Annotated in this window: 31 protein-coding genes and 4 pseudogenes; 25 read left to right on the forward strand and 10 right to left on the reverse strand. The window is 70.2% G+C overall.

The features are described from left to right. The first annotated feature begins 24 nt into the window (after positions 1–24). From ACZ411_RS09665 to ACZ411_RS09705, 9 genes and pseudogenes are all read left to right on the forward strand, one after another. Positions 25–288, forward strand: coding sequence for a hypothetical protein (locus ACZ411_RS09665; protein ID WP_303056909.1), 264 nt, complete (start codon positions 25–27; stop codon positions 286–288). Further along, positions 273–908: a TlpA family protein disulfide reductase gene (locus tag ACZ411_RS09670; protein WP_464170239.1), complete on the forward strand. Its 636-nt coding sequence runs from the start codon at positions 273–275 to the stop codon at positions 906–908. Before ACZ411_RS09665 ends, ACZ411_RS09670 begins: the two co-directional genes overlap by 16 nt. After that, a complete protein-coding gene (locus ACZ411_RS09675) occupies positions 905–1,642 on the forward strand; it encodes a cytochrome c biogenesis CcdA family protein (protein WP_303056907.1) in 738 nt (245 codons plus the stop codon). The genes ACZ411_RS09670 and ACZ411_RS09675 overlap by 4 nt, the downstream gene beginning before the upstream one ends. A gap of 157 nt (positions 1,643–1,799) precedes the next feature. Continuing rightward, positions 1,800–2,561 (forward strand): DUF4396 domain-containing protein, encoded by a 762-nt coding sequence (locus ACZ411_RS09680; protein WP_464170242.1) that lies wholly within the window; start codon positions 1,800–1,802, stop codon positions 2,559–2,561. A gap of 286 nt (positions 2,562–2,847) precedes the next feature. Next, complete coding sequence (locus tag ACZ411_RS09685; protein WP_303056905.1) at positions 2,848–3,312, forward strand: DUF3093 domain-containing protein; 465 nt, start codon at positions 2,848–2,850, stop codon at positions 3,310–3,312. 65 nt (positions 3,313–3,377) lie between these two features. Beyond that, positions 3,378–4,088, forward strand: a complete 711-nt coding sequence (locus ACZ411_RS09690) for a cytochrome c oxidase assembly protein (RefSeq protein ID WP_464170244.1) — start codon at positions 3,378–3,380, stop codon at positions 4,086–4,088. Beyond that, positions 4,085–4,240 (forward strand): hypothetical protein, encoded by a 156-nt coding sequence (locus ACZ411_RS09695; protein ID WP_464170246.1) that lies wholly within the window; start codon positions 4,085–4,087, stop codon positions 4,238–4,240. Before ACZ411_RS09690 ends, ACZ411_RS09695 begins: the two co-directional genes overlap by 4 nt. A 43-nt stretch (positions 4,241–4,283) precedes the next feature. After that, positions 4,284–4,613, forward strand: a pseudogene (locus tag ACZ411_RS09700) (copper resistance CopC family protein); the annotation flags it as partial. A gap of 410 nt (positions 4,614–5,023) precedes the next feature. Next, positions 5,024–5,611, forward strand: coding sequence for a vitamin K epoxide reductase family protein (locus tag ACZ411_RS09705; protein ID WP_464170248.1), 588 nt, complete (start codon positions 5,024–5,026; stop codon positions 5,609–5,611). A 393-nt stretch (positions 5,612–6,004) separates the two neighbouring features. Here the strand turns inward: ACZ411_RS09705 and ACZ411_RS09710 are convergent, their stop codons facing one another. From ACZ411_RS09710 to ACZ411_RS09720, 3 genes are all read right to left on the reverse strand, one after another. Then, positions 6,005–7,141, reverse strand: a complete 1,137-nt coding sequence (locus ACZ411_RS09710) for a cadmium resistance transporter (protein ID WP_464170250.1) — start codon at positions 7,139–7,141, stop codon at positions 6,005–6,007. After that, the gene (locus ACZ411_RS09715) at positions 7,138–7,320 is read right to left on the reverse strand and encodes a hypothetical protein (RefSeq protein ID WP_464170252.1); all 183 of its coding nucleotides are present in this window, start codon (positions 7,318–7,320) and stop codon (positions 7,138–7,140) included. The genes ACZ411_RS09710 and ACZ411_RS09715 overlap by 4 nt, the downstream gene beginning before the upstream one ends. Before the next feature lie 312 nt (positions 7,321–7,632). Then, positions 7,633–7,983: a metalloregulator ArsR/SmtB family transcription factor gene (locus tag ACZ411_RS09720; RefSeq protein ID WP_464170254.1), complete on the reverse strand. Its 351-nt coding sequence runs from the start codon at positions 7,981–7,983 to the stop codon at positions 7,633–7,635. Between the two features lie 182 nt (positions 7,984–8,165). On the opposite strand from ACZ411_RS09720, the pseudogene arsB reads away from it, so the two are divergent. The 12 genes and pseudogenes from arsB (at position 8,166) to ACZ411_RS09780 (ending at position 17,017) form a co-directional block, all read left to right on the forward strand. Then, positions 8,166–9,201 (forward strand): annotated as a pseudogene (arsB, locus tag ACZ411_RS09725) (ACR3 family arsenite efflux transporter). A gap of 30 nt (positions 9,202–9,231) precedes the next feature. After that, a pseudogene (locus tag ACZ411_RS09730) lies at positions 9,232–9,654 on the forward strand (arsenate reductase ArsC). Between the two features lie 9 nt (positions 9,655–9,663). Beyond that, complete coding sequence (locus tag ACZ411_RS09735) at positions 9,664–10,119, forward strand: hypothetical protein (RefSeq protein WP_464170256.1); 456 nt, start codon at positions 9,664–9,666, stop codon at positions 10,117–10,119. Beyond that, positions 10,116–10,334 carry a hypothetical protein gene (locus tag ACZ411_RS09740; RefSeq protein ID WP_464170258.1) on the forward strand — a complete coding sequence of 73 codons (219 nt, stop codon included), beginning with the start codon at positions 10,116–10,118 and terminating at the stop codon, positions 10,332–10,334. Before ACZ411_RS09735 ends, ACZ411_RS09740 begins: the two co-directional genes overlap by 4 nt. Next, positions 10,331–11,323 (forward strand): thioredoxin-disulfide reductase, encoded by a 993-nt coding sequence (trxB, locus tag ACZ411_RS09745; RefSeq protein WP_464170260.1) that lies wholly within the window; start codon positions 10,331–10,333, stop codon positions 11,321–11,323. Before ACZ411_RS09740 ends, trxB begins: the two co-directional genes overlap by 4 nt. Beyond that, a complete protein-coding gene (locus ACZ411_RS09750) occupies positions 11,320–12,675 on the forward strand; it encodes an NAD(P)-binding domain-containing protein (protein WP_464170261.1) in 1,356 nt (451 codons plus the stop codon). Before trxB ends, ACZ411_RS09750 begins: the two co-directional genes overlap by 4 nt. Further along, a complete protein-coding gene (locus tag ACZ411_RS09755; RefSeq protein ID WP_464170527.1) occupies positions 12,666–13,187 on the forward strand; it encodes an N-acetyltransferase family protein in 522 nt (173 codons plus the stop codon). The genes ACZ411_RS09750 and ACZ411_RS09755 overlap by 10 nt, the downstream gene beginning before the upstream one ends. Positions 13,188–13,824: 637 nt before the next feature. Further along, a complete protein-coding gene (locus tag ACZ411_RS09760) occupies positions 13,825–14,010 on the forward strand; it encodes a hypothetical protein (protein WP_464170263.1) in 186 nt (61 codons plus the stop codon). 216 nt (positions 14,011–14,226) lie between these two features. Then, positions 14,227–14,820: a recombinase family protein gene (locus tag ACZ411_RS09765; RefSeq protein ID WP_464170265.1), complete on the forward strand. Its 594-nt coding sequence runs from the start codon at positions 14,227–14,229 to the stop codon at positions 14,818–14,820. An 8-nt stretch (positions 14,821–14,828) separates the two neighbouring features. Continuing rightward, positions 14,829–15,152, forward strand: a complete 324-nt coding sequence (locus ACZ411_RS09770) for a helix-turn-helix domain-containing protein (protein WP_464170267.1) — start codon at positions 14,829–14,831, stop codon at positions 15,150–15,152. A 3-nt stretch (positions 15,153–15,155) separates the two neighbouring features. Further along, positions 15,156–16,214 (forward strand): Mu transposase C-terminal domain-containing protein, encoded by a 1,059-nt coding sequence (locus ACZ411_RS09775; protein ID WP_464170269.1) that lies wholly within the window; start codon positions 15,156–15,158, stop codon positions 16,212–16,214. Further along, positions 16,214–17,017, forward strand: coding sequence for an AAA family ATPase (locus ACZ411_RS09780; RefSeq protein ID WP_464170271.1), 804 nt, complete (start codon positions 16,214–16,216; stop codon positions 17,015–17,017). Before ACZ411_RS09775 ends, ACZ411_RS09780 begins: the two co-directional genes overlap by 1 nt. A 165-nt stretch (positions 17,018–17,182) precedes the next feature. Here ACZ411_RS09780 and ACZ411_RS09785 read toward each other — a convergent pair whose 3' ends face one another. The 7 genes from ACZ411_RS09785 to ACZ411_RS09815 form a co-directional block, all read right to left on the reverse strand. After that, the gene (locus ACZ411_RS09785; RefSeq protein ID WP_464170273.1) at positions 17,183–17,947 is read right to left on the reverse strand and encodes a CoA transferase; all 765 of its coding nucleotides are present in this window, start codon (positions 17,945–17,947) and stop codon (positions 17,183–17,185) included. An 826-nt stretch (positions 17,948–18,773) separates the two neighbouring features. After that, on the reverse strand, positions 18,774–18,926 hold the full coding sequence (locus ACZ411_RS09790; protein ID WP_172407216.1) for a hypothetical protein: 153 nt from the start codon (positions 18,924–18,926) through the stop codon (positions 18,774–18,776). 41 nt (positions 18,927–18,967) lie between these two features. Further along, complete coding sequence (locus ACZ411_RS09795) at positions 18,968–19,927, reverse strand: DUF1648 domain-containing protein (protein ID WP_464170275.1); 960 nt, start codon at positions 19,925–19,927, stop codon at positions 18,968–18,970. Further along, entirely contained in the window at positions 19,924–20,274 is a 351-nt protein-coding gene (locus ACZ411_RS09800) for a GntR family transcriptional regulator (protein ID WP_464170277.1), read from the reverse strand. The genes ACZ411_RS09795 and ACZ411_RS09800 overlap by 4 nt, the downstream gene beginning before the upstream one ends. Before the next feature lie 41 nt (positions 20,275–20,315). Then, positions 20,316–21,074, reverse strand: coding sequence for a substrate-binding domain-containing protein (locus ACZ411_RS09805; protein WP_464170529.1), 759 nt, complete (start codon positions 21,072–21,074; stop codon positions 20,316–20,318). A 265-nt stretch (positions 21,075–21,339) separates the two neighbouring features. After that, positions 21,340–23,358, reverse strand: a complete 2,019-nt coding sequence (locus ACZ411_RS09810) for an aldo/keto reductase (RefSeq protein WP_464170279.1) — start codon at positions 23,356–23,358, stop codon at positions 21,340–21,342. A 137-nt stretch (positions 23,359–23,495) separates the two neighbouring features. Continuing rightward, positions 23,496–24,008 carry a MarR family winged helix-turn-helix transcriptional regulator gene (locus ACZ411_RS09815; protein ID WP_464170281.1) on the reverse strand — a complete coding sequence of 171 codons (513 nt, stop codon included), beginning with the start codon at positions 24,006–24,008 and terminating at the stop codon, positions 23,496–23,498. An 86-nt stretch (positions 24,009–24,094) separates the two neighbouring features. On the opposite strand from ACZ411_RS09815, the pseudogene ACZ411_RS09820 reads away from it, so the two are divergent. The 4 genes and pseudogenes from ACZ411_RS09820 to ACZ411_RS09835 all read left to right on the forward strand — a co-directional run. Then, positions 24,095–24,271: pseudogene (locus tag ACZ411_RS09820) on the forward strand (general stress protein); the annotation flags it as partial. A 70-nt stretch (positions 24,272–24,341) separates the two neighbouring features. Continuing rightward, entirely contained in the window at positions 24,342–24,593 is a 252-nt protein-coding gene (locus ACZ411_RS09825; RefSeq protein WP_464170566.1) for a hypothetical protein, read from the forward strand. Between the two features lie 154 nt (positions 24,594–24,747). Next, positions 24,748–25,041 (forward strand): hypothetical protein, encoded by a 294-nt coding sequence (locus tag ACZ411_RS09830; protein ID WP_464170568.1) that lies wholly within the window; start codon positions 24,748–24,750, stop codon positions 25,039–25,041. Between the two features lie 305 nt (positions 25,042–25,346). Next, the gene (locus ACZ411_RS09835) at positions 25,347–26,078 is read left to right on the forward strand and encodes a phosphotransferase enzyme family protein (protein WP_464170283.1); all 732 of its coding nucleotides are present in this window, start codon (positions 25,347–25,349) and stop codon (positions 26,076–26,078) included. Positions 26,079–26,102: the final 24 nt, after the last annotated feature.

Here is a 26,102-nt window from a genome sequence, read left to right on the forward strand (position 1 = left end):
CGACCGAACTTGAAGTCGGTAGCCGTGCTGGGGCTGATCCTGTCCTGCGTCGCGGGGCCGGTCGGGCTGATCATCAGCCTGGTCGCGCTGATCCGGTCACACCGCGCGGGTGAGCGCAGCACCGCCGCATTGGTCGGCGTGATCGTCGGCGTGGTGACGACCTTGGCGTTCATCGGCGGGGTCATCTACTTCCGCGCGGTCCTCGAGGGCGACATCGGCGTGTGCGCGGAGCTCGGCCCCGGCGTCCAGGACGGCATCTCCGGCACCTTCGAATGCCCAGGCAGCTGATGCGACACCTGACATCACCCCACCGCTCTCGACGAGCCGGCACCGCGGCAACCGTCGCGCTTCTCCTCGGCGTTGGGCTTGCCGGGTGCGCGAACGATGACCCGTTGGCGAAGCAGTTCAGCGACGGATCGACGAAGAACTACATCGCCGGGGACGGCACCGTGGTGGAGATCCCGACCGAGAACCGCGGCAAGGCGATCGCGTTCGACGGGACCACTGAGCACGGAGACCCGGTGGCGTCCACCGACTACGCCGGTCGGGTGCTCGTCGTGAACTTCTGGTACGCCGAATGCCCGCCCTGCCGGCTGGAAGCACCGGACCTGGAGGCGCTGAACCAGCAGTACCAGGCCCAGGGCGTCGCGTTCCTCGGCGTGAACGTCCGCGACGAGGCCGACACCGCGCGGGCGTTCGCGACCCAGTTCGGCATCACCTACCCGTCGATCATCGACACCGTCGACAGCGGCGTGCAGCTCGCCTTCGCCGGCAAGATCGCCCCGAACGCCGTGCCGTCGACGATCATCCTCGACACCGAAGGGCGTCTTGCCGCGCGGGTCACGGGGCTTGCCGAGAAGTCGGTACTGAACGCGCTGATCAGCACCGTCCTGGAGACAACGCCGTGACGTGGGCCGAGACCGTGTTCGGCGGGCAACTACTGCTGGCGATCCCCATCGCGTTATTGGCGGGGCTCGTGTCCTTTGTGTCCCCGTGCGTGCTGCCGCTGGTGCCGGGCTATCTCGGCTACGTCGGGGGTCTCGCTGACCCGAACGTCCGCACCGGCCGCCGACGCCTACTGATCGGGGTGGCGTTGTTCGTGGCCGGATTCGCGGTCGTGTTCATCGCGTACGGGGCCCTGTTCGGGGCGTTGAGCGTATGGCTGCTGCAATGGCAGGACGTCGTCACCCGCATCCTCGGCGTGTTCGTGATCCTCATGGGTCTCGTGTTCGTCGGCCAGATCAGGTTCCTGCAACGCTCCTTCACCCCGACCTGGCGACCCGCGGCAGGTCTCGCCGGCGCACCGGTGCTCGGGATCGTGTTCGGCCTGGGCTGGACACCCTGCTTCGGCCCCACGCTCGCTGCGATCAGCGCCCTGAGCCTCAGCAGCGGATCCGCCGGCCGCGGAGCCCTCCTCGGGTTCATGTACTGCCTGGGGCTTGGGATCCCGTTCTTGCTGGTCGCGCTGGGCCTGGGCTGGGTCAGCGGGTCGGTCGCGTTCGTTCGCCGGCACATCCGCGCCATCAACCTCGCCGGCGGCCTGGTGCTCGTCCTCGTCGGCATCGCCATGACCACCGGGCTGTGGACTCAGCTCGTCAACGAGATCCAGGGACTCGTCAACGGGTTCGTCCTCCCCATCTGAGCACCCATGACTGCGCAGAGCTCAGACCGCAATCGCCTACCCCTCTCCCCTGGCGTGTACCTCGCCCAAGCGATGGTGGTCATCGCGGCCAACCTAAGTCGCCTTCTCTTAGATGCCACCAACCCGACAGAAAGATGCAGCACCGATGAATGACGATATGACTGACATGACCTCGATGTCGCCCGACTTTCCCGCCTGGTCGACGCCGGTCTCGTGGTTCTTCGTGGCCCTCGGAGTGATCAGCGCTTTGATACTCGCCAACGAGATCTTCGGCCGGCGTCGGCACCAGCAGAAGGGCGCCATGAGCGTCGTCTGGCCGATCGCTGGCCTATTCCTCGGCCCGTTCGCGATCTGGGCTTATAACCGATGGGGTGGAAGTGGAGACGCTGCTGCAGTTCCCTCACAGACCCCGCACTCCCTGGAACTCACCGGGAAGACGATCGCGGCCAGCACACCTGGCGGCGCCGCCGCAACCGTCGGTCACTTCATCGGGGTGCCTCTCGTCGTCGCGAGCGGCGCAACGATCGCGGGGACGAATCTGTGGGTGATGATCATCGTCATTGCACTCCTGGCCATCGGCATGCTGTTCATCTTCGAGTACTTCTTCGCATCCGGAGCGCGGAGGAGCGCCGGGAAGCGCAAGGCGGGTCTTGCGCTACTGAGTGCCACTCTTACCGTCGTGGCATTCGATGTGGGTATGGGTGGCTGGATGCTCCTCATGCACTTTGGGAACTTCATGCCCGCACCGAGCGATGTTCGATTCTTCTTCCTCATGCAGTTCGGACTCGTCTTGGGATTGGTGACCGCCTTCCCGATGGTGCGACAGCTACTTCGCCGGCGCGCCACCGTGGCCGCCTGGAGACCGGGCTTCACGGTGGCGGACAGTCGTCCACCACGCCCGACACGGACAACCACGTAGGTGAATCTCACCTCGGAGGCGATGACCGGTGACAGCTCCATTCGTCCTCATCGAGCCCGCCCTGTCCTGACACCGCTTTGCAAGACGGGTCAGTTCGGGCGGCACGACTGCCGTACCCGGTGACCAGTCATGCCGACTGACGTCCACTGCGCGACGACATGGTTCTGCGCTTCGTGGGCGAGCTCATCCGCGTTCTCAGCCCTCACCGCTTCCGTCGCGAGTTGCGCGCAGCGCGCGGACACGTCCCGACTTCGCCCACCCCCATCCGTCCCTTGAGAAAGCACTCATGTCCCCACGACCATCGCATCGAGAACGCCTGACTCCGTCAGTTGGCGTCTACGTCGCAACCGCACTGGTGATCCCTGCCGCGTATCTCGTGTTCCTTCCGATCAATGCCACCGTCGGCATCATCGTCGCCGCAGTGTTCTACCTCGGCGCCGTCGCGGTACTGCTGGCGACCTCGCCCGTCGTCACCGTCACCCCGGAAGGTCTCCGCGCGGGTCCCGCACGCCTGCCACCCCAAGCGATCGGATCCGTCACACCGTTCCGCGGCGGAGCAGCGACACAGCAACGCGGACCGCGACTCGACGCACGCGCATGGACCCTGTTCCGCGGATGGGTGGACCCGGTCGTCCGGATCGACGTGAACGATGACACCGACCCCGCACCGTACTGGCTCGTCTCCACCCGTCATCCGGAACAACTCGCCGCTGCCCTCGACGCCATCACGGCGCAGAACGACAAGGTCTGACAGTGCCCGCCCTCGACACCAATTTGCTCTTCGCAGTAAGTAGCGGACCACCCTCGCCGATCGCTGTGCTCGGCGCAGCCGCCGCACTCGGATACGTGCTGGTGTTCCTCCGAGCTCGCCGACACGGCGCACCGCTCCCCGTCTGGCGGATGGTGATGTTCCTCCTCGGCTGCCTGGTGATGGTCATCACCACGGCGACCGGCATCCAGACCTACGCGCGAGAGCTGTTCGCGGCCTTCATGTTCCAGCAGCTCTCTTTGATGCTGATCGCACCTCCGTTGCTGATCCTCGGATCCCCCGGCACCGTCATGCTCCGCGGCCTCCCACGCCATGGACTCGGACTGGTGGCTCTACGCCTCCACATCGGCGGCCTACGATCGCCCGTCTCCCACGCCCTGCTTCACCCCCTAGCGGTCATCCCGCTGCTCGTGCTGCCCCTGTTCGGCTTCTACCTCACCGGCATCGCCGACCTGGCCCTCAGCACGGACGCCGGGCGGAGCATCACCCAGCTCGCCTTTCTCATCAGTGGGGTCCTTGTGATGACCCCGCTCGTGTCCACCGAACTGCTCCCGCGCCGCACCTCTTACCTCATCCGGGTCGTCGACGCGTTCCTCGAGATGCAGATCCACGCCGCATTCGGGCTGACACTCATCTTCAGCGGCCCACTCGTTTCCGCGTTCTCCTCTCCTCCCGAGGGCCTCGGTGTGGACGCGCTACGAGACCAGCAACTCGCCGGTGCCCTGGTATGGACGTATGGGAGCTTCCCGTCCTCGTGATCCTGCTGGCGTCCCTGATCCGCTGGTCCCGGCAGGACACCCGCCGCGCCGACCGGGCCACCCGACGTGCCGACAATGAAGGCGACGCCGACCTTGAGAGGTACAACGCCTACCTGCAGTCGCTCAACAGCGACCGATCCGACCGTGCGTAGCCACGACCACCCACCTGCAACATCGACAGAGAAAGCACCCCAGATGCGACACCTCCGCTCCTTGACCTCGACCATCGCCGCGGTGATCCTCACCGCCGGCCTGGTCGCCACGGGCGCGTCGTCCGCGACAGCGCACGACGTCCTCCTCTCCTCCGACCCCGCCCCGGACAGCACGGTCGACGGGTCGCTAGACACGGTCACCCTGAACTTCGCCGCCGCGCCCCTGGCAGGGCTGGAGAGCGCGATCACCATCCAGGTCACCGACGCGTCAGGGACTGCTGTCTCCGACGGAACGATCGACATCGACGGCGCCACGATCACCACCGGTGTCGACCTCAGCGCAGCCGGCACCTATCAGCTCGGATGGCGATCGGTATCCGAGGAACGGGCACCCCATCTCCGGAACGTCAGCGTTCACCTCTACCGGGACGGCCGTCGAGGCGACCCCCACGACCTCTGCCACTCCCGCTCCGGCTCCGGCTCCTGCCGCGTCGGCATCCGCCTCGGCAGCCCCTGCCGACGGCTGGCATCGCCACATCGCACTCGTCCGACTCCGCTGCCCAAGACTCCACGGCGATCATGCTCTGGATCCTCGGTGGCCTGGCTGCGCTGTTCATCATCGGGCTCGCCGTCATTGCCTACATCGGCCGGAAGAACAAGGCCAGCTCCGCAGAAGCGTCCCCCCGCGAGTAGCGGTCCCTGAACATGCTGAGACGTCTTGGCCGATCCGAGAGCCGACAACACCAGTTCCCGTGCTCGAGTTCCTACCGGAGACACCCTCCTATGAGCTTCCTCATCAAGCAGAGACCGGACAGCCCCGCGGCCGTGCCGGCCGGCCACCGCCGGCCGGCGGGGCTCGTCGTGCTGCTCGTGATCACCGGAGTCCTCGGCTGGGTGGGATCCTTCGTCCTGGTGCTCGAGCGCCTCTCGCTGCTCGAGCACCCCGACCGGGCGCTGTCCTGCGTAGATCAACCCGCTGGTGTCCTGCGCCAGCGATGCGCCATGCAGTCCCCCGCAGGCGTCCCTGCTCGGGTTCCCGAACCCGCTCATCGGCGTCGCGGCGTTCATCGCACCGATCGTCGTCGGGATGGGAGGTATCTCGCCGGCGCCCAGTACGCACGCTGGTTCTGGACGGTCTTCCTCGCGGGCCTGTTCGCAGGGTGGGTGTTCATCACCTGGCTGTTCACCCAGACCGTGTTCGTCATCGGCGCCCTCTGCCCGTACTGCCTCCTCGTGCGGACCGCGATGCACCCCCCTCTGGTGGACCACGCTTATCCACGCCCTGCGGCACGGGCGACATTCCCGCGCCCGCCGCTGTCCAACGCATCGCGACGACGATCGCCCCATTCACGTGGGCTGTCGTGGTGCTGAACTACGCGGTCATCGTCATCGCGATCATCGCCCAGTTCCCCGCCCTGATACCTGCCCTCCTCCCCTGACCGACCCCCATAGGAGCAACCGACCACGAGGAAGAACCTCCGCCGACCGCACTCGCACCCGCACCCGCACCCGCACCCGCGAAATCTGCGAGGAGGCCAGCGCCCAGCGTCCCCTGAGGAGACCCGACACAAGCGCCGGCGCCTGATCACTCAGCTCGGCGTCGCCGCCGCTGTCGCAGTCCTCGTCGCCGGCATCCGGGGTGGCGCGTCCCTGACACTCGATCCGGGCGCTGAGCGCTTGCCCGACGCACAGCGCCTCTCAGGTGGTGGCGCAGGAGCACATCGTCATCGTCGGTAAAACGGCATAGAGGGAAGCATGAGCGGTCTAGGTGTTGGACTGCGCTGGCGTTGGCGCGTCGCCTTTGCGGATGACCTGGAGGAGTGCCCAGCCGGCGACGCCACGCGCGGCGAAGACGTCCGCGACGTTGAAGATCGCGAAACCGTCGACTGCAAGGAAGTCGACGACCTCGCCGCTGAGGGGACCCTCGGCCGCTCGGCTGATGCGGTCGCAGATGTTCCCCGCTGCGCCGCCGGCGGCGAGGGCCAGCAGACTCGTGCCGCCCATCGGGGCGCCTCGCGCGGCACGCCACAACACCCAGGCCGTCAAGGCGCTCGCAACGACGATCAAGCCCGCTGCGAGAGGAGGCCCAAGCTCTGCTCCGAGCCCGAATGCGACTCCGGGGTTGAAGATCAGCTCCAGCCGGGCGCCGAGGCCGAGCTCGATGGTGCTGCCGTCATTGAGCTCGCGAAGCGCCCACTGCTTCGTGACGCGATCGGCAGCGAACGCCACCATAAGCAGCAGCACAGAGATTGTCACCCGCCGCGGCGCCGTGCTCGACATGGTCAAGCGAGGAGCCCAGAACAACCTCGGCACGACGCCGGACTCGATCAGGATGAACAGTCCGAGCCCGATGAAGACCGCCGGGACGAGCCAGTGCTCGACTCTCTCGAGCAGCTCGGTGACCCTCTTGTTCGTTCCTACGACCCGTGCGACAAGGCACCACACCGCCACGAGGATGAAGAACACGATGATCGTGACCACCGTGTCAGCGACCGGACTGGTGCGGAACACTGGAGTGTAGAGCGAGATGTTGTCTGCGCCGTTCGCGATCGTGATCCCTGCTACACCCAGCAGACCGACGGCGCTAATTGAGCCCTCGTCGTCATCGTCATCATCGTCGCCTCGTGCCCGGAGCGTGCGGATCAGCCCGTAGACACCTGTATCGCCAGTGGGATCAGGCCGAGCAGCCCCACCGACTCGTCGGGGATGATCGTCAGCCCCGCCGCGGCGCCGACGCCGATCGCGAGCGAGCACCGCGAAGCCGAGGTACTGTCCCGCGACGACCTTCCAGCCCGGCATTGATCCACGCGTGGACGCAAGGAACAACACTGTCAGAACGACGATGTCATCGATGTTCGTCGCGGCGAACAGACCGATCGCTGCCGCGATCGTCCCGATCACCGTGCCGCTCCAAGGCCGGCGCCGGCGTCGACACCTGCCGGGGTACCCGCCGCGTTCTGGTCGCTCGACCTCGACCCGTACCTGCCGCATAGGTCCACCTGGAAGCCGGTTGCTTCCAGCAGCGCTTCAGCAGCTTCCAGCAGATCCAGCAACTCCGGTCGAGCCAGGGAGTAGAACACCTGCCGTCCCTGAGCACGCCCGACGACCAGGTTGCACTCGCGGAGACAGCTCGACGTGCTCGGACACCGTCGACTGTGCAAGTCCTGAGCTCGGTCACCAGGTCACTGACCCGCGCTTCGCCTAGTTGAAGCCGTCGCACGATCTGGAGACGTCGCGGATCCGCAAGGGAATGAAAGAGGGAGACAGCAGCCGAAGTGCCGCGCTCATCATGGATCGTCACGTGCCGATGGTATCGGCGTGTAACGATGATGGCGAGTGCAGGTGCGCCAGGTCACAGCACGTTGCCCTCGCGCCCCCGAGGGACCGACCGGTCAAACAGTGGCAATAAGCCCGGCAAGTAAGTCGAGCGCGCCCGGCACGAGGCGGTAGTAGGCCCAGCTGCCGCGCTTGTCGCGGCTGAGGATGCCGGCGTCGACGAGGACCTTGAGGTGATGCGAGACGGTGGACTGACCGAGGCCGAGCGGTTCTGTGAGATCACAGACGCAGGCCTCCTGGCCGTCGTGCGCGGCGACCATCGAGATCAGCCGGAGCCTCGCCGGGTCGGCGATCGCGCGCAGCGAGCGGGCGAGCTCGTCGGCGTTCTCGGCACTGATCGCCTCCCGCATGAGCGGCGCGCAGCACGCGGTCACGTCGGTGAGGGGAAGCATGTCGAGAACGGCCATGGAAGCGATCCTCCCACACATCGACAGCCGTCGATGCGCACGGATATGCTCAGGTCATCGACGCCCGTCGATGCCCTCCCGCTGCCCGAAAGAAGCGACTCCTCTCGACGGCTCCTGCTGCTCTCGCCCCCGCTCGTCTGGGCACCACGGACCGGCTGCTGCCGGTGTGGATCCTCACCGCGATGGGCGCCGGGCTCCTGCTGGCGGTCTTCGCGCCGGCGGTCGGGGAGGCGCTGCATGCGTTCAGCGTCGGGTCGGGCGAGTGTGCCGATCGCGGTCGGGCTGTTGGTGATGATGTACCCGGTGCTCGCGAAGGTCCGCTACTCGGACGCGCGCCAGGTCGCCGGCGACCGGCGCCTGCTCGTCTCCTCGCTCGCGATGAACTGGATCGTCGGCCCTGCGCTGATGTTCGCCCTCGCCTGGCTGCTGCTGCCGGACCTACCGGAGTACCGCACCGGACTCATCATTGTCGGGCTCGCGCGGTGCATCGCGATGGTGCTGATCTGGAACGACCTCGCGTGCGGCGACCGGGAGGCCGCGGCCTTCCTCGTCGCCATCAACAGCGTTTTCCAGGTCCTCGCGTTCGGCGCGCTCGGCTGGTTCTACCTCCAGCTCTTCCCATCCTGGCTCGGGCTTCCAACCACGAGCGCCGAGTTCTCCTTCTGGGCCATCACTGCATCGGTGCTGGTGTTCCTCGGGATCCCGCTCCTGGCCGGCTACCTTTCCCGCCGCATTGGCGAGAAGGCCCGCGGCCGCGCCTGGTACGAGGACCGGTTCCTCCCCAAGGTCGGCCCGTTCGCCCTCTACGGACTGCTCTTCACGATCGTCATGCTCTTTGCGCTCCAGGGGCAGCAGGTCATCGACCGGCCGCTCGACGTCGTCCGCATCGCGATCCCGCTAATCATCTACTTCGCGGTCACCTTCCTCGCCGGGTTCCTGCTCGGCAAGGCCGTCGGGCTCGGCTACGAGCGCACCACAACCCTCGCGTTCACCGCCGCGGGCAACAACTTCGAGCTCGCCATTGCCGTCGCGATCGGCACCTTCGGCGCCACCTCCGGGCAGGCCCTCGCCGGGATCGTCGGCCCGCTGATCGAGGTCCCAGCGCTGCTCGCGCTCGTCTACGCCGCCCTGTGGCTGCGACCACGACTCTTCCCCACCCGCAGCACCGCCGCGGCCACCGCCGCACCCGCGCTCGACCCGGTCGCCGACCGGGTCTGACCCCTCACCTCACCCGTCAAGGAGCTCTCGATGACCGACACCACCGCCGCACCTACCGTCCTGTTCGTCTGCATCCACAACGCCGGCCGCTCTCAGATGGCCGCCGGGTACATGCGCGCAGCTCTCCGGCGGCACCGTCCAGGTCCGCTCCGGCGGATCCCGAGCCCGGCGATCAGATCAACCCCGTCGCGATCCAAGCCATGGCCGAGGAAGGCATCGACATCTCCCAGGCCGTCCCACAGCTCATGACCACCGAGCAGGTCAAGGACTCCGACGTCGTCATCACGATGGGCTGCGGCGACGTGTGCCCGATCTTCCCCGGAAAGCGCTACGAGGACTGGGAGCTCGACCGACCGCAAGGGCAAGGGCCTGGACGAGGTCCGCCCGATCCGCGACGACATCAAGAACCGCGTGCAGAAGCTCCTCGCCGAGCTCCAGCCCGCCACCGCCTAGGCCACGACGATGACCGACGTGAGCACCCGCCGGGCATTGCCCGGCCTGACCTACCCGGAGGGCTACCTCGCCCGCCTCGCGGACGAGCTCAGCACCCGCTTCTCCGGGATCTTCGCCAAGGAGACCGTCGAGCGGTACGTGCTGGAGTCCTACACGGGGCTGCTGCGCACCTCGAAGGTGAAGGCGCACCTCGCGAACCAGACCGTCCGCTTCGCCGCCGACCGCCTCACCGCCCTCGCGCAGGCCAAGGGCGCTCTCGCGCACGACGTGCCGGAGATCCTGTTCATCTGCGAGCAGAACGCCGGCCGCTCCCAGATGGCCGCGATCCTCACCCACACCATGTCCGCCGGCCGCGTCCACGTCCGCTCCGCCGGATCCATGCCCGCCGCAGAGCTTAACCCGCAGTCGTCACCGCCATCGGAGAGCTCGGGCTCGACATCACCGAGGCGTTCCCGAAGCCCTTGACCGATGACGTCGTGCAGGCCGCGGACGTGGTCGTCACGATGGGCTGCGGCGACGCATGCCCCATCTACCCGGGCAAGACCTACCAGGACTGGGACCTCACCGACCCCGCTGGCCTGCCGATCGAGCAGGTCCGCACCATCCGCGACCAGATCGCGGAGAGGGTCGAGGCCATGCTCACCGGCCTCGGCATCGAGACGACAGGACCCACCGCATGAGCGACCAGGTGACCGAGAACGTCGTCGTGGTCGGATCCGGCCCCTCCGGCTACACCGCCGCGATCTACCTCGCCCGTGCAGGGCTTGACCCGATCGTGCTCACCAGCAGCGTCGAAGCCGGCGGCGCCCTCGTGAACACCACGGAGGTGGAGAACTTCCCCGGCTTCCCGGACGGCATCATGGGCCCGGACCTGATGGACAACATGCGCCGCCAGGCCGAACGGTTCGGCGCCCGCATCATCTACGACGACGCCACCGCACTGGATCTCACCGGCGCCGTGAAGACCATCACCACCGGCAACGGCGACACCTACCAAGCGCACACCGTGGTCCTCGCGATGGGATCCGCGTACCGGAAGCTCCAGGTGCCCGGCGAGCAGCGCCTCACCGGGCACGGGGTGTCGTGGTGCGCGACCTGCGACGGGTTCTTCTTCCGCGGCAAGGACGTCGCCGTCGTCGGCGGCGGCGACTCCGCCCTCGAAGAGGCCATGTTCCTCACCCGCTTCGCCGCAACCGTCACCCTCATCCACCGCCGCGACGCACTCCGCGCATCCCGGATCATGCGGGACCGGGCGCTGGCGAACCCGAAGATCCGCATGCTCTGGAACACCGAGGTCACCGAAGTGGTCGGCGACGACGCGATGACCGGCCTGGCGCTCCGGGACACCGTCACCGGGAGCACATCGACGATGCCGGCGCAGGGCCTGTTCATCGCCGTCGGCCATGACCCGCGCTCCGAGCTCGTCACTGGACAGGTGGATCTCGACGATGACGGGTATGTCCTCGTCGATGCGCCCACCACGCTGACGAACCTGCCCGGGGTGTTCGCGGCCGGCGACCTCGTCGACCACCGCTACCGGCAGGCGATCACCGCCGCCGGCACCGGCTGCTCGGCCGCCGAGGACGCCGAGCACCACCTCGCCCTCCACGGCCTCGCCACCTACGCGCAGGCCGAGACTGCTGAACTGGACGCAACCGTCCCCGCGTGAGCGGAGACACCATCAAGGAGCACCACATGTCGATGACCCTCACCGTCCCGCCCCGCACGGACGAGCGCCGCCTCGCCGGGCTGCCCGTCGCGATCATCGGCGCCGGCCCCGTCGGGCTCGCCGCGGCCGCGCAGCTGCTCGAGCGCGGCATCGACGTCATCGTCTACGAAGCAGGCGACACAGCCGGCGCCGCCGTCCGGCAGTGGGGACACACCCGCCTGTTCTCCCCATGGGAGTACCTCGTCGACGACGCCGCAGCCCGACTCCTGGACGCCGCCGGCTGGGACGCGCCGGCGGCGAAGCGCCTCCCGACCGGGCACGACCTCGTCGACAGCTACCTCGCGCCGTTGGCCGCGACCCCCGAGCTTGCGCCGCGGATCCGATACGGGACCCGGGTGCAGGCGGTGACCCGGCAGGGCATGGACCGCACCCGGTCCACGAAGCGCGGATCCGCCCCGTTCCTCCTTCGCCTCGAGACGTCGGCCGGTGTCGAGGATGTCCTTGCCCGGGCGGTCATTGACACCTCCGGCACCTACTCCTCCCCGAATCCCCTGACCTCCGACGGGCTCGCCCCCGCGGTCCCGGCCGAGGTGGCGAATCGCATCAGTCACGCCCTGCCCGACGTCCAAGGGGTCGATCGTGCCCGGTTCGCCGGCCGGCACGTGGTCGTGGTCGGTGCCGGGCACTCGGCCGCGAACACCCTCATCAAGCTCGCCGCCCTCGCCCGCGAGGAACCGGGCACCACCATCACCTGGGCCATCCGCTCCACCAGCCCCGTCCGCGTCTACGGGTCCGCAGGAGATGAGCTGCCGGAGCGCGGCGCGCTCGGCGGGATCGTCCATGACCTCGTCCGCCAGGGCGCCATCACCCTCATCGACCGGTTCGAAATCGACCAGGCCGCCGCCGCCGACGAGGACCGCGTGACGCTCATCGGGCGACGCCGGAACGACCCGTACCGGATCGAAGCCGACGTCGTCGTCAACGCGACCGGGTTCCGCCCGAACCTCGACATGCTGCGCGAGATCCGCCTGTCGCTGGATGAGATCGTCGAAGCGCCGCGCCTGCTCGCGCCGCTCATTGACCCGAACCTGCACTCCTGCGGCAGCGTCCCCGCCCACGGCGTCGCCGAGCTCACCCACCCGGAGCCCGGGTTCTTCATCGCCGGCATGAAGAGCTACGGACGCGCCCCCACGTTCCTGCTCGCCACCGGATACGAGCAAGTCCGCTCCATCGCCGACGAGCTCGCCGGCGACCACGACGCCGCCCGCCGCGTGCAGCTCGTGCTCCCCGAGACCGGGGTGTGCTCGACCGACATCGGCACCGGATCCGACGGGCCGAGCTGCTGCGCGTGATCCGCCCCCTGATCCCGGCCGACTGGCCTGCCGTCCGGGACATCCACCAGGAGGGCATCGACACCGGCCACGCCACCTTCCAAGCCGCACCGCCGGCGTCCTGGGACGAGTTCGACGCCGGCAAGCTCGACGTCGGGCGACTGGTCGCCGTCGACGGCGACCACGTCCTTGGCTGGGTCGCCGTGTCCCCGACCTCCTCGCGGGAGGTCTACCGGGGCGTCGTCGAGCACTCCATCTACATCGCCGCGGCCGCGCGCGGGCAAGGCGTCGGCCGGGCCCTGCTGGATGCACTCACCGCAGCAACCGATGCCGCCGACATCTGGACCATCCAGGCGAGCCTGTTCCCAGAGAACAGCGCGAGCCTCGCCCTCCACGACGCCGCCGGCTTTCGGCAGGTCGGCACCCGGGAACGCATCGCCCGCATGACCTCCGGTCCGCTCGCTGGCGCCTGGCGCGACACGGTCCTCATCGAACGGCGCCGCACGCACGACTCCGACGCGAGTCGGTGTTGACAGACCCACGATGTCCCCCCACAACTTGAGAGTGGGGAAGGTCGCAGACGAGCAAGATCAGTGACTTCACCCCTTAGGTTGAAGATGTCGCCGGTCGTTTCGGCCCGACGCAGCACCGCCTCCCTCCTCACTCACCAGTGCGCCGGATCCTCGCGCACTGGCTGCCACGGCGCGAAAGCCGTAGATTGAGCACGTCGGTGGACGAGTGTGTCCGCATCCAAAGCCAGCCTCGTGCTGGCTTTCTTGGTTTCTGGCCCCTCTTCACCTGCTTTCCGTTGGCGGTGCAGGGCTTGAACGCTCTTGTGCCCCTATGACAAACTGGCGACATAGCATCGGGGTACGTCGTGTGGGCACTATCGCCCGGACCATCTCGCACCCCAGACCGATCTAGCCAGCCCACGGGCTGGCTTTTTTCATGCCCCCGCGGCGCCTCGTGAACGCACGCCAGCATGTTTCTCGACCACGTAGCTCCTCACACGCGTATTGCGCATGTGACAGATGAGCAGCTCGAGTGCCCGTGGCGCTCTCTTCCCGTGTACCGATCGCGACCTCGTCGCCGGTGCTCCCTGAACTCATCGCGCCATCCGGCGCGGTGTCACCCCGACACGCTCGCGTGTCCCACGCGGAGAGGTTCGTCATGACGATCCTGCTTCCCGAGTCCCCGGAGGAGGTGAACTTCCTGACAGCACTCGTCACCGCGCTGCCGCCTACTCTGGCGATCATCGTGGGCGCGCCGCTCGTCTATCTCGTCGTCTTCGGCAAGAGCGAGCGGCCCACTGAGCGCATCAAGAAGATCATCAAGGCCTGGTCCCGCAAGCCCTAGCTAGCGGAGCTCGAAAAAGCGCACCTCCTTCGCGGCAGGGAGAGCTCTGACTACTCGTGTCTCGAAAAGCAATAGCTTTGTGAGACACGTCCGAGTGCTCGTCAGAGCCCCGTCGAGCGAGCCTGTTCACCTGGTCCTCGACGTCTCATGAAGTCATCTCATCGCAAAGTGTCTCGGGCAGGCCCCTCGCGGGTGTTTCTGAGGCAGACTGCTCGGGTGAGGCTTCTGGGATACACGCGGGTGAGCACGACGAGTCAGGATGCGCAGCTCCAGCTCGACGCGCTCGTGAAGGACGGAGTGCAGAAACGGGATGTGTTCGCCGACGTCACCTCCGGCAGCAGGGCCGCGATCGAGCGGCCGGGGATGAAGAAGCTGCTCGAATACGCCGAGAACGGCGACACCATCGTCGTCTGGCGCATCGACCGGTTGGGCCGCTCGATGCTCGACGTGCTCAGCACCGTGAAGCTCCTCCGCGAACGGGGCGTGCAGATCCGGTCCATTTCCGACGGTATCGACCCGGCGACGACCTCGGGCCGGCTGATGCTGGGCATGCTCGCGAGCTTGGCTGAGTACGAGCGCGAGCTGATTGTCGAGCGCGTGAACGCTGGCATCGCCGTCGCCCGCGACAACGGGACACGCTTCGGCCGGCCCCTGTCGGATCCAGCCGTCATCGCCGACAAGCTCCAGATCGCCACCGACGCGCGAGCCCGCGGCCGGACCGCGGAGGACGCGGCACGTCTCGTCGGGTGGAGCCGGGCGACGTTGTACCGGCACCAGTCGAACGCGGCGCGCGAGAGCGCCGCGATGTAGGTGAGGGTGTGGACGGGCTCGAGAGGTGGCGCGTTCTTCGGCTGCATGTCGAAGACCAGATCCCGCTCGCAGCTCTTGCCCGCACCACCGGGATCAGCGCGCGGACCCTGCAACGCTGGCACCAGCTCTACCGAACCGGCGGAGTCGCCGCACTCGACCCTCATGCCCGCGCTGACCGCGTCCGCCGGCGCACGGTGGGCGCGACGGTTGCGTTCGTCGAGCGTCTGGCGCTGACCAAGCCCCGCCCGAGCATCGCGACCCTTCACCGGCTCGCCTCTGCGGACGCGCAGCAGCGCGGAGACCCGATCCCGAGCTACTCCACGGTCCGGTAGATCGTGCAGGCGCTCGACCCCGCGCTGGTGACGCTGGCCCAGGAGGGGCCGGCGTCGTATCGAGATCGGCACGAGCTCGTGTACCGGCGCCGGGCGGAGCGCCCGAACCAGACATGGCAGGCCGACCACACCGAGCTCGACATCCTCATCGTCGGCGCCGGCGGGAAGCCCGACCGGCCCTGGTTGACCGTGATCATGGACGACTACTCACGCGCGATCTGCGGGTACACCGTCTTCACCGGCGCCCCGTCGGCGATGAACACCGCACTGGCGCTCCGGCAAGCGATCTGGAGGAAGCCCGATCCCGGCTGGGCGATGTGCGGGATCCCCGACATCCTCCACGTCGACCACGGCACCGACTTCACCAGCCGCCACCTCGAGCACACCGCCGCGGAGCTGCGGATCCGGATCATTCACTCCGCTGTCGGCCGTCCCCAGGGCCGCGGGAAGATCGAGCGATTCTTCGGCACCATCACCACGGAACTGCTCCCGCTCCTGCCTGGCCGCCTCGGCCCCGGAAATCGGCGCCCGAATCCGGTGCTCGACCTGGCGGGCCTCGACACGGCCATCGGGTCGTTCATCACCACCTACAACGACCGCCCGCACAAGGAGCTCGGTGGCACGCCTCGCACGGCGTGGGTCGGCGAGGGCTGGCTGCCGCGAATGCCGGAGAGTCTCGTGGAGCTCGACGGGCTACTGCTGACTGTGCCGAAGAGCCGCACCGTGCAGCGCGACGGGATCCACTTCCAAGGCCAGCGATACCTCGCCCCGACGCTTGCCCCGTTCGTCGGCCGGACCGTCACCATCCGCTACGACCCCCGCGACATCTCCGAGATCCGCGTCTACGACCACAACACCTTCATCTGCGTCGCCGTCGACGAAGCGCACCCGAACCTCCGCATGAGCCTCCGCGACGTCGAGACCGCACGCCGCGCCCGACGCCGGCAGCTGCGCCGGGACATCAACGACCGCATCCCCACCACCGCCAGCCGCGCCGAGCTGCCGACGACTCCGGCACCGTCGCGCCGGCCGCGGCTGCGCACCTATGAAGAGGACGGATGATGCCCGACACGTTCATCACTACGAAGGAGCACCGGCGGTTCGTCGAGTTCGCGAACGCCGTCCGCAAGGAACAGACCATCGGGATCTGCCACGGCGACGCCGGCGTCGGGAAGACCAATTCCGCCCGCCGCTACGCGCACTGGGACGCGCTCGAGCCCTACGTCCAGGAGTGGGGACGTCGCGGCGCGGACGACCCGAAGCTCGATGCGGCTGCGAACCGCTCCCGGGCGGTGTTCTACACGCCCGACGTCCTGCCCCGGCCGAAGGACCTCATGCGGGAGCTGGACCGCTGGACGGTCGATCTCGGCATCAGGATCGAGGATCACCAGCGCACGATCGGGAAGATCACCGGTACCGGCGGCGATGCGCGCCGGTGGGTCGAGCTGCTGATCATCGACGAGGCGGAACGGCTCACGCCCACCGCGCTCGAGCTCCTCCGCGATCGGCACGATCGCGAGCACCTCGCGATCATCCTCATCGGCATGCCCGGCATCGACCAGCGCTTCCGCCACTACCCCCAGCTCTACAGCCGCCTCGGCTTCGCCCACCGATACCGCGCTCTCGGCCAGGACGAGCTCCTCTTCGTCCTCGACCGCCACTGGAAGCGACTCGGCCACACACTCAACACAGAGGACTTCACCGACGCTCAGGCCGTCGCCGCGATCGAGCGCATCACCCGCGGCAACTTTCGCCTCCTCGAACGGCTCTTCCCGCAGATCCAACGAGTCCTCAAGATCAACCAGCTGGAGATCATCACCGACGACGTCATCGAAGCAGCCGCCAGCATCCTCGTCACCGGGTGACGACACGGAACGGCGACAGATCACCGCCAGGAAGCGGCGTGATCCACACACTCGCCCATCAGGAAGTGGCACCACATCGAGTTCGGCTCGCGAGACGTCTCACAACCCATCGGTTGCGGGAGGGAAGAACGTGCTACCCAGGCAGCCGACCTAGGACGCGGGCATCTACCACCACATGGGCGCGTGCTCGCCGAGGTCGGTCGTGATGTGCGTGAAAGCGAGTCCGGCTCGGCCGACGCGGATGGGTGAGGCTGCGATGACTGCCTGTCCGGAGGGCATCTCCAGTGGCGACCCGGGGAGATCCTCAGGAGGAGCGGCGCTGATCCTCGTCTCGCCCGTCGCGGGAAGCGCCTGCAGGAGCGAGGCCGTCCTCGCCAGGGACAGCCTCCAGGACGACCCGAGTCGCATGGTGCTGCGGTCGGCGATGCCGGCGAGAGCCGCGGCCGCCGCGAGGTAGCCCGTCGCCCAGTCGAGGGCCTGGACGGGGAGCGATGCCGGCTGGCCGGCTCCGGTCGCGACCATGCCCGTGTTGGCGATGCCGGTCGCGAACTGGACGATGGAGTCGAAGCCCCGGCGCCCCGCCCACGGGCCGCTCCAGCCCCACGCACGGATGCCCACGTCGATCAGCCCAGGTCGTAGACGGCGGAGTTCGTCTGGGGAGAGACCCAGGCGATCGATCACGCCCGCGCGGTAGCCGTGCACGAGCACGTCCGCATCGGCGACGAGCCGGAGAAGCGCCTGGTGACCATCCGGTGTCCGAGCGTCGAGGCGAACTGAGCGTTTGCCACCCATCACGAGAGGGAGGACAGCCGGTTCGTCCCAACCAGGCGGGTCCACGCGGAGGACATCAGCACCGAGGGCGGCCAATGCCTGAGTAGCTGCGGGACCTGCGATGACGCGCGTCAGATCCAGCACCCTCAGCCCGGACAACGGACGCTCCTCATTCGGCGCCCAGTGCGTGACGCCGTCCCATCTGCTTCCCGGGTCGGAGCTGATGAGGTCCTCGCCGCCGACGGCACGTCCGGCGTCCGACGTCCGCCACTACACGGAGGTCCGCAGGGCGGCAGCCACTCCCCCGGACACGACCACGGCGTCCTCGAGCGCACGAGCGTCGCGTGACCGGATCACGTGGGCCACCTCCGTCGCGTTGGCTTCGATCGACGCACCGAGCGTCGCAAGCAGAGCCGCTCGGTGACGGGGCGCGTTCGCGTGCGTGCAGAGCCGCTCGGTGACGGGGCGCGTTCGCGTGCGTGCGGATCCACGACCCGTCACGGGTGACGAACGCACCGGACAGCGGATCCCACGGGGAAGGCGCACTCCAGCCCACCGGAATCAGTTGAAGCCCGAACCACGCGTCCGTCAGGGTGCGGTCCACGGCGGCCGGTTCGCCATCCGCGAGTCCGGCGACACGGCTCACGCGACCCAGTGCACCCGCGAGCAATGACATGGACGCCGTAGCCAGCTCGGATACCCGTAGCGGCGACGTGATGAATCCCGTGCCTGAAAGTACCGGATGGCCCTCCAACCCCAGCCTGTGTCGCGCGGCATCCAGGCTCTCGCGACCGCTGACCTTCGACATGTCCGGTGGGTACTGGTGGACGAGTCAGCAGCAACACCCTCAGCCAGGCACTCCTCGATGACCGACCCCTCCGGTGCCGGATGCGATCGCTCACCTACTTCCCCGGGCACGAGACGTCTCGCAACACAAGGCTCGCGAGGCGCGCGTAGCGAGCTGCCGGCGAATCGCTGCGGGAGCTCAGCTGATGCCGATCATCACGCAGAGAGGAGCCGGGAGCGCGCCCCGGAGGCTCTCGAGCAGCGCGACGTCGCGCGTGGCGATGACGTCCCAGGAGGCCTGCCAGATGCGTTGCGGATCCGCGGACAGCAGATCGCCGAGCGTGTCGGTCACCGCGCCACGGTACCGAGACCACAGCCCCGGGCGGCGCGGGGTCAGGCCGCGCGTCGTGCGCGGAGCAGGGCCTCGAGGACCGACGCCCCGCGATCCGCGTCCGCCACGGTCACGAGGCGCGCCCGCCCGCCGTGCAGGCGGACGACGAGCCCGGGCCCGGAGCGCGTCACGTACGCGAGCCCGCGACCGGAGAACCGGAGGCCCCAGCCGCCCCACTGGCCGGGCGAGACGTCCTCCCAGCCCGCGGACTCCATGCGGTCGAGGGGCACGCGCATGATGGGCAGCCGGGTCCACGTGGACGTCACGCGGAGGCCGCGGCGGTCGGCCGTGACCTCCACGCGCGCCATCGCCAGCATGCCGAGGCCAGCCGCCGCGAGCGGGATGCCGGCGAGCGCGGCGGTGCCCGCGTCGACCGCGGAGGCGGCGACGCCCGCCGCGACGCCCGCGACGAGGATCACCGCGCCGATGCCCGCGAACCATCCGCTGCCGACGGATCCGCGCCAGGAGACCCGCGCCGTCGCGGGCACGTCGAGCGGCTCCACGTCGTGCGCGGGGACAGGACCCGCGACGCGCACGAGGGCGACCAGGGGGACCGCCCCCGCCACCCCGCCCACGGCGAGGAGCCCGAGGCTCCACCACATGGGGAAGGTGCCGTCGCCGACGGTCGCGGACAGCGCGAGCACGACCCAGGCGGTCGCGAGGCTGCCCGCCAGGAGGTTCACGACGAGCAGCCACGTGCCCGCCGTCCGACGATCCCGGGCGCGCAGCGCGGCGACCGCGAGCGCCACGCCGAGCACCCCGAGGGCGAGCGCGATCCCGAGGAGCGCCCACGGCGATCCCCAGCCGTCGGCCCTCCCGTCGGCCTGGAAGTGGATGGGGATCCGCGCGGGCAGCATCGGCGCGAGCACGGCGGCCGTGGCCCCGAGCGCGAGGACGAGCACCGCGGCGGGGGCGACGATCGCCACCCGCGTCGCGGTAGTGAGGGGGGATGCGGCGGTCATCGTGCTCCCTTGATCATGGTCATGAGGTCGTCGAGCGGCACCCCGAGGGTCTCCGCCTGGTCCCGGAGCTCCTCGACGAGGGCGCGGAGGCGGTCGAACGAGGCGTTGCCCGAGCGGAGGACGGTCGCACCGCGGCCGCGCCGCAGCTCGATGAGCCCGTCGTCCTGGAGGCGGGCGTACGCCCGGAGGACCGTGTGCACGTCGACGTCCACGGCGGCCGCGAGGTCGCGCGCCGACGGCAGCCGCTCCCCGCTCGCGAGCTCGCCCCGGGCGATGGCGTGCCGGATCTGCCCGGCCACCTGGTCGGCCAGGGAGGCCTTCGCCGCGGGGTCCACCGTGATCAACATGTTTGCATTCTGATGCAAACAATGCTGCCGGGCGCCAACGATCAGGCGGACTCGCGCACCACCAGCTGGTGCCGCACGCGGCGCACGACCTCGGGGCCGGAGCGCGGCAGCTCCCCCGCGATCATCGCCACCGCGAGGTCGAGCGCGTGGCGGGCGAGCTCGTCGAGGTCGACGGCGAGCGTCGTGAGGGTCGGCGCCAGCAGGCGCCCGAGGGAGAGGCCGTCGATGCCGACCACGCGCACGTCGCCCGGCACGTCGACGCCCGCGCGACGGCAGGCGGAGAGCACCCCGAGGGCGCACACGTCGTTGAAGGCGACGATGGCGTCGGCGGTCCGGGGCGCGCGATGATGCGCTCGGTCGCCGCCGCGGCCGCCTCCGCGGTGGGGGCGGAGGCCTGCACCACGGACACGTCCATCGACCGCGCCGAGAACGCGCGCACGAGCAGCGACGCCCGCGCGCTGGGTCCGGCGGCGACTGCCGCGTCGAGCACGACCGGGTGGCGCACCCCGGCCGCGTACAGGTGGTCGGCGAGCGCGTCGACGGCGTCGGTCGGATCCAGCTGCACTGCGGCCCGCAGGGGGTCGCCACGCGGGTCGAGTTCCACCACGGGCACGGAGCCGAGCCGCCCGATCCACTCGGCGGCGCGCGAGCCGAGCATGCCGATCACGGCGTCCGTCTGCGCGCCGAGCGCCTCCACCATGCGGTCGGAGTCGGCCGCGAGCCCGACGTCGGCGAGCGACACGTTCCAGCCGCGCGCCGCGGCGATGCGCACGACCGCGGCCGCGAGCTCGGGCGACCACGGGTTCCGCAGGTCGTCGACGACGAGGCCCAGCTGGTGGTCCCCGCCCGTCACGAGCCCGCGGCCGAAGCGCGACGGCCGGTACGCGAGCGCGTCGGCCGCCGCCAGCACGCGCCGCTTGGTCTCCTCGCTGATGCCCGGCATGCCGTTCATCGCGCGGGTCACGGTCTGGCGGGAGACCCCCGCCGCGGCCGCGACGTCGTGGATCGTGGCCCGGCCGGCCGCCTCGCGACCGGCCGGGCCCCGACCTCCGTCGTCGCCTCCGGTCAGCCGCGCAGGTCCAGCCACGCCACCTGCTCCGGGGTGAGCTCGACCGACAGGCCGCGCATCGAGGAGCGGACCTCCGAGATGGTGCGCGGGCCGAACAGCGGGAAGGTGGGGAACGGCTGCGCCAGCACGTAGGCCAGCGCGATCGCGGTCGCCTGCACGCCGTGCTCGGCGCCCAGCTGCTCGGCGCGGCGCAGGCGCTCGAAGTTCTCGTCGCCGTAGTAGCAGCGCACGAGCTCCGGGTCGCTCAGGTCGTCCGGGCGGGCACGGCCCGTGAAGAAGCCGCGCGCCTGCGACGACCACGGGAGCAGCGGCACCTGGCGCTCCTCGAGCCACGCCTTGGAGGCGGGATCCGTGACGTGCACGCAGCCGGCCCACGGCACGTCGTACGCCTCGGCGAGGCCGAAGTGGTCGCTCAGCGCCTGGAACCCGGCGCGCCCGTTCGCCTTCGCGTAGGCCTGCGCCTCGTCGAAGCGCTCCGGGGTCCAGTTCGAGACGCCGTAGGAGCGGATGCGGCCCGCGCGCTGGTGCTCGTCCATCACGTCGACGAACTCCCCCACCGGCACGTCCGGGTTGTCGCGGTGCATGAGGTAGATGTCCGCGTAGTCGGTGCCCTGGCGCTCGAGGCTCTCCAGGAGCTGCCGGGTGATCGACTCGGGGTCGCAGTGCGGGGTGTGCGCGCCCTTGGTGATGACGACCACGTCCTCGCGGATGCCGCGGTTGGCGATCCACCGGCCGAGGCGCCCCTCGAGCAGGCCGTGGCCGTAGATGTAGCCCGTGTCGAACGCGTTGCCGCCCTGCTCGACGAAGTGGTCGAAGATCGCGGACGCGTGCGCGAGGTCGGGCTGGTTGTCGACGCCCATGACGAGCCGCGACATGCGCTTGCCCACGCCCGGGATCTCGCCGTAGAGCATGGGGCTGTCGTCGCGGACGCGCAGCGGGCGCCCGGAGACGGTGGGGATGTCGGCGTCCTCGGCCTCGAACGGGTAGCGCAGCTCGAGCGCGGCGCGCCAGCGGTCGAGGGTGCGGGCCGTGGCGAGGGTCTCCTCGAGCGTCATCTGTGCGGCCTCCCCGAGGCCGGCCGCGAGCGCGTCGGTGGTGGCGTCGGCCTCGATCGCGTACGGCTTCGCGCCCGGGAAGGCCAGCGTGCGCGGCTCCTCGCCGACGACGGTGATCTCGATGGTCGGCTCGTCGCGGAGCGTCCACGGGTCGCTCAGGTGGATGCGGCCGCGCGAGCCGTGGACGGTGAGCGCCTCCGGCTCGTGCAGGGCGACGCCCGTGCGGAGCGTCGCGGTGATGCCGCCGCGGTAGGTCGCGCGGGCGACCGACCACTCGTCGACGCCGGTCGGGCCGACGGTGCCGTCGACCTCCAGGGTCAGCGGCTCGGCGACGGCGACGCCGGTCGCGGCCTGCACGACGGCGGCGACGCCCGTGACGGTGTAGCCGCCGACGTCGAGGATCCCGCCGCCCGCGGTGGCCGGGTCGTAGAGGCGCCCGGTGCGGGACCCGGTGCGGAAGGAGAAGGACGCGTCGACGTGGGCGACGTCGCCGATGACGCCGTCGCGGAGGAGCTCGAGGAGCGCCGCGGTCTGCGGGTGGAAGCGGTACATGAAGGCCTCGACGAGCGGGAGGCCGGCGTCGCGGGCCGCGTCGACGAGCGTCATCGCGGTGCCGTGGTTCACGGCGAGGGGCTTCTCGCAGAGGACGGCCTTGCCGGCCTCGAGCGCGCGGACGACGAGGTCCGCGTGGCCCGTGTGCACGGTGGAGATGTAGACGGCCTGGACCGCGGGGTCGGCGAGGACCTCGTCGTAGCCCGCACCCGTGACGTCGGCGAAGCCGTGGTCGGCGGCCTCCGCGGCGAAGGCGCGGGCACGCTCGGCGCTGGAGCTGCCGGCGGCGACGAGCCGCGCGCCGCGCTCGCTCGCGGGCAGCTGGGAGAGGAAGCGGCGGGCGATGCCGCCCGGGCCGAGGACCGCCCAGCCGGGTGCGGTCGGGGTGGTCGTGGTGGGGTCGGTCATGGTGGAGCCCTTCGCGGCATCGTCGGCGTGAACGTTCACGACGACGCTACGGGATCCGCTCCAGGCGGGTCAAGCGGGGCTGAGTGCATCCGACGTGAACGTTCACGAAGCCGGAGCCCGCGAGCGGCTCTCGGAGCTCAGCCGCCTCGCGCCTCGCGCGCGGCGGCCTCCGCCTCGATCTCCACCACCAGCCGGTCCAGCAGACGCGTCAGCTCGGTGCGCTCGGGTGCCGCCCACTCCCCCACGAGCTCGCCGAGGAGCGCACGCGCCGTCGCCGAGTTGCGGTCGAGGGCCCGTCGCGCGTCGGGCGTGGCGCGCACGAGGACCGCACGGCGGTCGCCGGGGTCGGCCTCCCGGACCACGAGCCCCCGCGCCTCGAGCCGCTGGACGTGCGCGGTCATCGTCGACTTGTCGACGCCCTGCCAGTCCGCGAGCACGCGCATGCGCGTCGCCCCGCACTCCATGAGGTGGCCGAGCAGCCAGGTGTCGGTCGCGGAGAAGGCCCCGCCCTCGTCGGCGAGCATGCGGCGGCGCACGTCCGGGCGCGAGGCCCACCGCGTGATCGCGAGGACCGCCCGCTCGAGCGCCGCGCCTGTCCGCGCAGCGTCGTCCGGCGCCTCCTCGACGTCCTTGCCTGGGAGCTCGCTCACCGTATGATCCCCGTCCCCTCCGTGCGACCTGTCCGTTGGTATCCTCAAACCATATCGTCCACCGCACGACCCGAGAGGAACACCCCATGTCGACCCCGAGCACCGATCCCCGAGCGAACGCCGTCCCGGCCACGCCGCGCGAGGTGATCGCGAGCTACACCGAGTACGCCGACGCGCAGGCGGCCGTCGACACGCTCTCCGACCGGGAGTTCCCCGTCGCGTCGACGCAGATCGTCGGCCACGACGTCCGCACGGTCGAGACCGTCACGGGCCGCGTCACGAACGGCAGCGCCGCGGTGCGCGGGGCTGCGGGCGGGGGCGTGGTTCGGCGTCATGATCGGACTGCTCTTCGGCATCTTCACGCCGGGCGTGGCCTGGCTCGGCGTCCTCCTCGTCGCGGTCGGTATCGGCGCGCTCTGGGGTGCGCTGTTCGGCTTCGTCGGCCACTACGCCACCCGCGGCAAGCGCGACTTCGCGTCCATCCAGACGCTGACCGCCGGTCGCTACGACGTGCTGGTCGACAGCACGCGGGCCGCCGAGGCGTCGCGCATCCTGTTCGAGACGCCGGCGCCCGCCGCGTCCTAGCCCTCGCGGAGGGCTCGGTCGGCCTGGTCCGCCGGGTCGGCCTCGCCACCCGCATCGTCCGGAGCCCTGGGACCCCTGGTCCCGGGGCTCCGGTGCGTCCAGGGTCAGCCACTCCTCGTCGACCCGGAACCCGATCGCCGCCGAGGCGGCGAGGATGCCCGCGTTCCCGCTCGACCCTCCCGTGCGGATCGTCGCGACCCCGTCGCCGAGGAGCGCCCGCACGGAGGCGGCCTTCACCGCGGTGGCGAGCCCACGCGACCGGTGCGCCGGGTGCACGACCGTGAAGTCGACCTCCGCGCGTCGACCGTCCGCATCGAGGTCGACGACGGTGAGCGCCACCAGGCTCCCGTCCGCGTCGACCGCCCCGAACGCCCGCCGCGCGGCCGAGGGCACCCGCGCGGTGCCGGCCGTCAACGGCACGTGCTGCGTGGCGGGTCCTCCCGGGTAGTCGTCGAGCGTGGCCGCGTCGAGGGCGAGCATGGCCGCCTGGTCGTCCGGCCCGAGCTCCCGCACGGACACGATGCCCGCGACCCGCTCCACCGCCGACCGCAGCCGCACCGGATCGGCGTCGTCGCCGTGGAGGACCGCGCCGAAGGAGCGAGCGGTGACCACCCACCCCTCGGCCCGCAGCGCGTCGGCGCGCGCATCGTTTGCGGGGACGACGACGGGCTCCTGCGGCATCTCCCGAGCCTGCCACGCGGCGTGCACCTCGGCACGGGAGGTGGTGGCGACGGCGATGCGTACGGTGGGGTCATGCCCGCCGCACGCTCCGTCCGCATCGTCGGCGACGTCGTCCTCCGCCCCGCGAAGCCGTGGACGCCGACGGTCCACGCGCTCCTGCAGCACCTGCATGCGGAGGGGCTGCCCGTCCCGGAGCCCCTCGGCATCGACGGCGGCGTCGAGCGCGTGCGCCTCGTCCCCGGCGACGGCGGCGAGGACGCCTGGGCGCACCAGACCACCACCCGCTCCGTCGCGTCCGCGGGGCGGCTCCTGCGCCGGATCCACGACGCCACCCGCGGGTGGGATCCGCCGCCGCACGCCGTCTGGTCCGTGCCGCCCGAAGGCGGTGACGTGATCTGCCACGGCGATCCCCAGCCCGGCAACATGTCCTGGCGCGACGGCGTCGCGGTCGGCCTCTTCGACTGGGACGCCGCCCGCCCGGCCCCGCCCCTCAGCGACGTCGCCTCCGCGCTCGAGTGGCTGACCCCGTTCAGCACCGATCCCGCCGGGCTGCACGTGCGAGGCCTGACCGCCGACGTCGACCGGCGCTCCCGCATCGACGCGCTCCTCGACGGCTACGGCTGGGACGGCCCCCTCGCCGTCGTCGACGCTGTCCTCGCGCGACAGCAGCGCGCCACCGACGAGGTGGTGCACCTCGGCGCCCGGGGCCACGAACCGCACGCGACCTGGGTCGCCGAGGGCTGGCCCGCCCGCTGGGCGTCGAAGCTCCGCGACACCGAGTCGCTGCGCTCCGCCGTGGGGTGACGGCGCGGCCCCGCCTTCTGGGGC

It is taken from the genome of Clavibacter sp. AC415 (assembly GCF_979252985.1).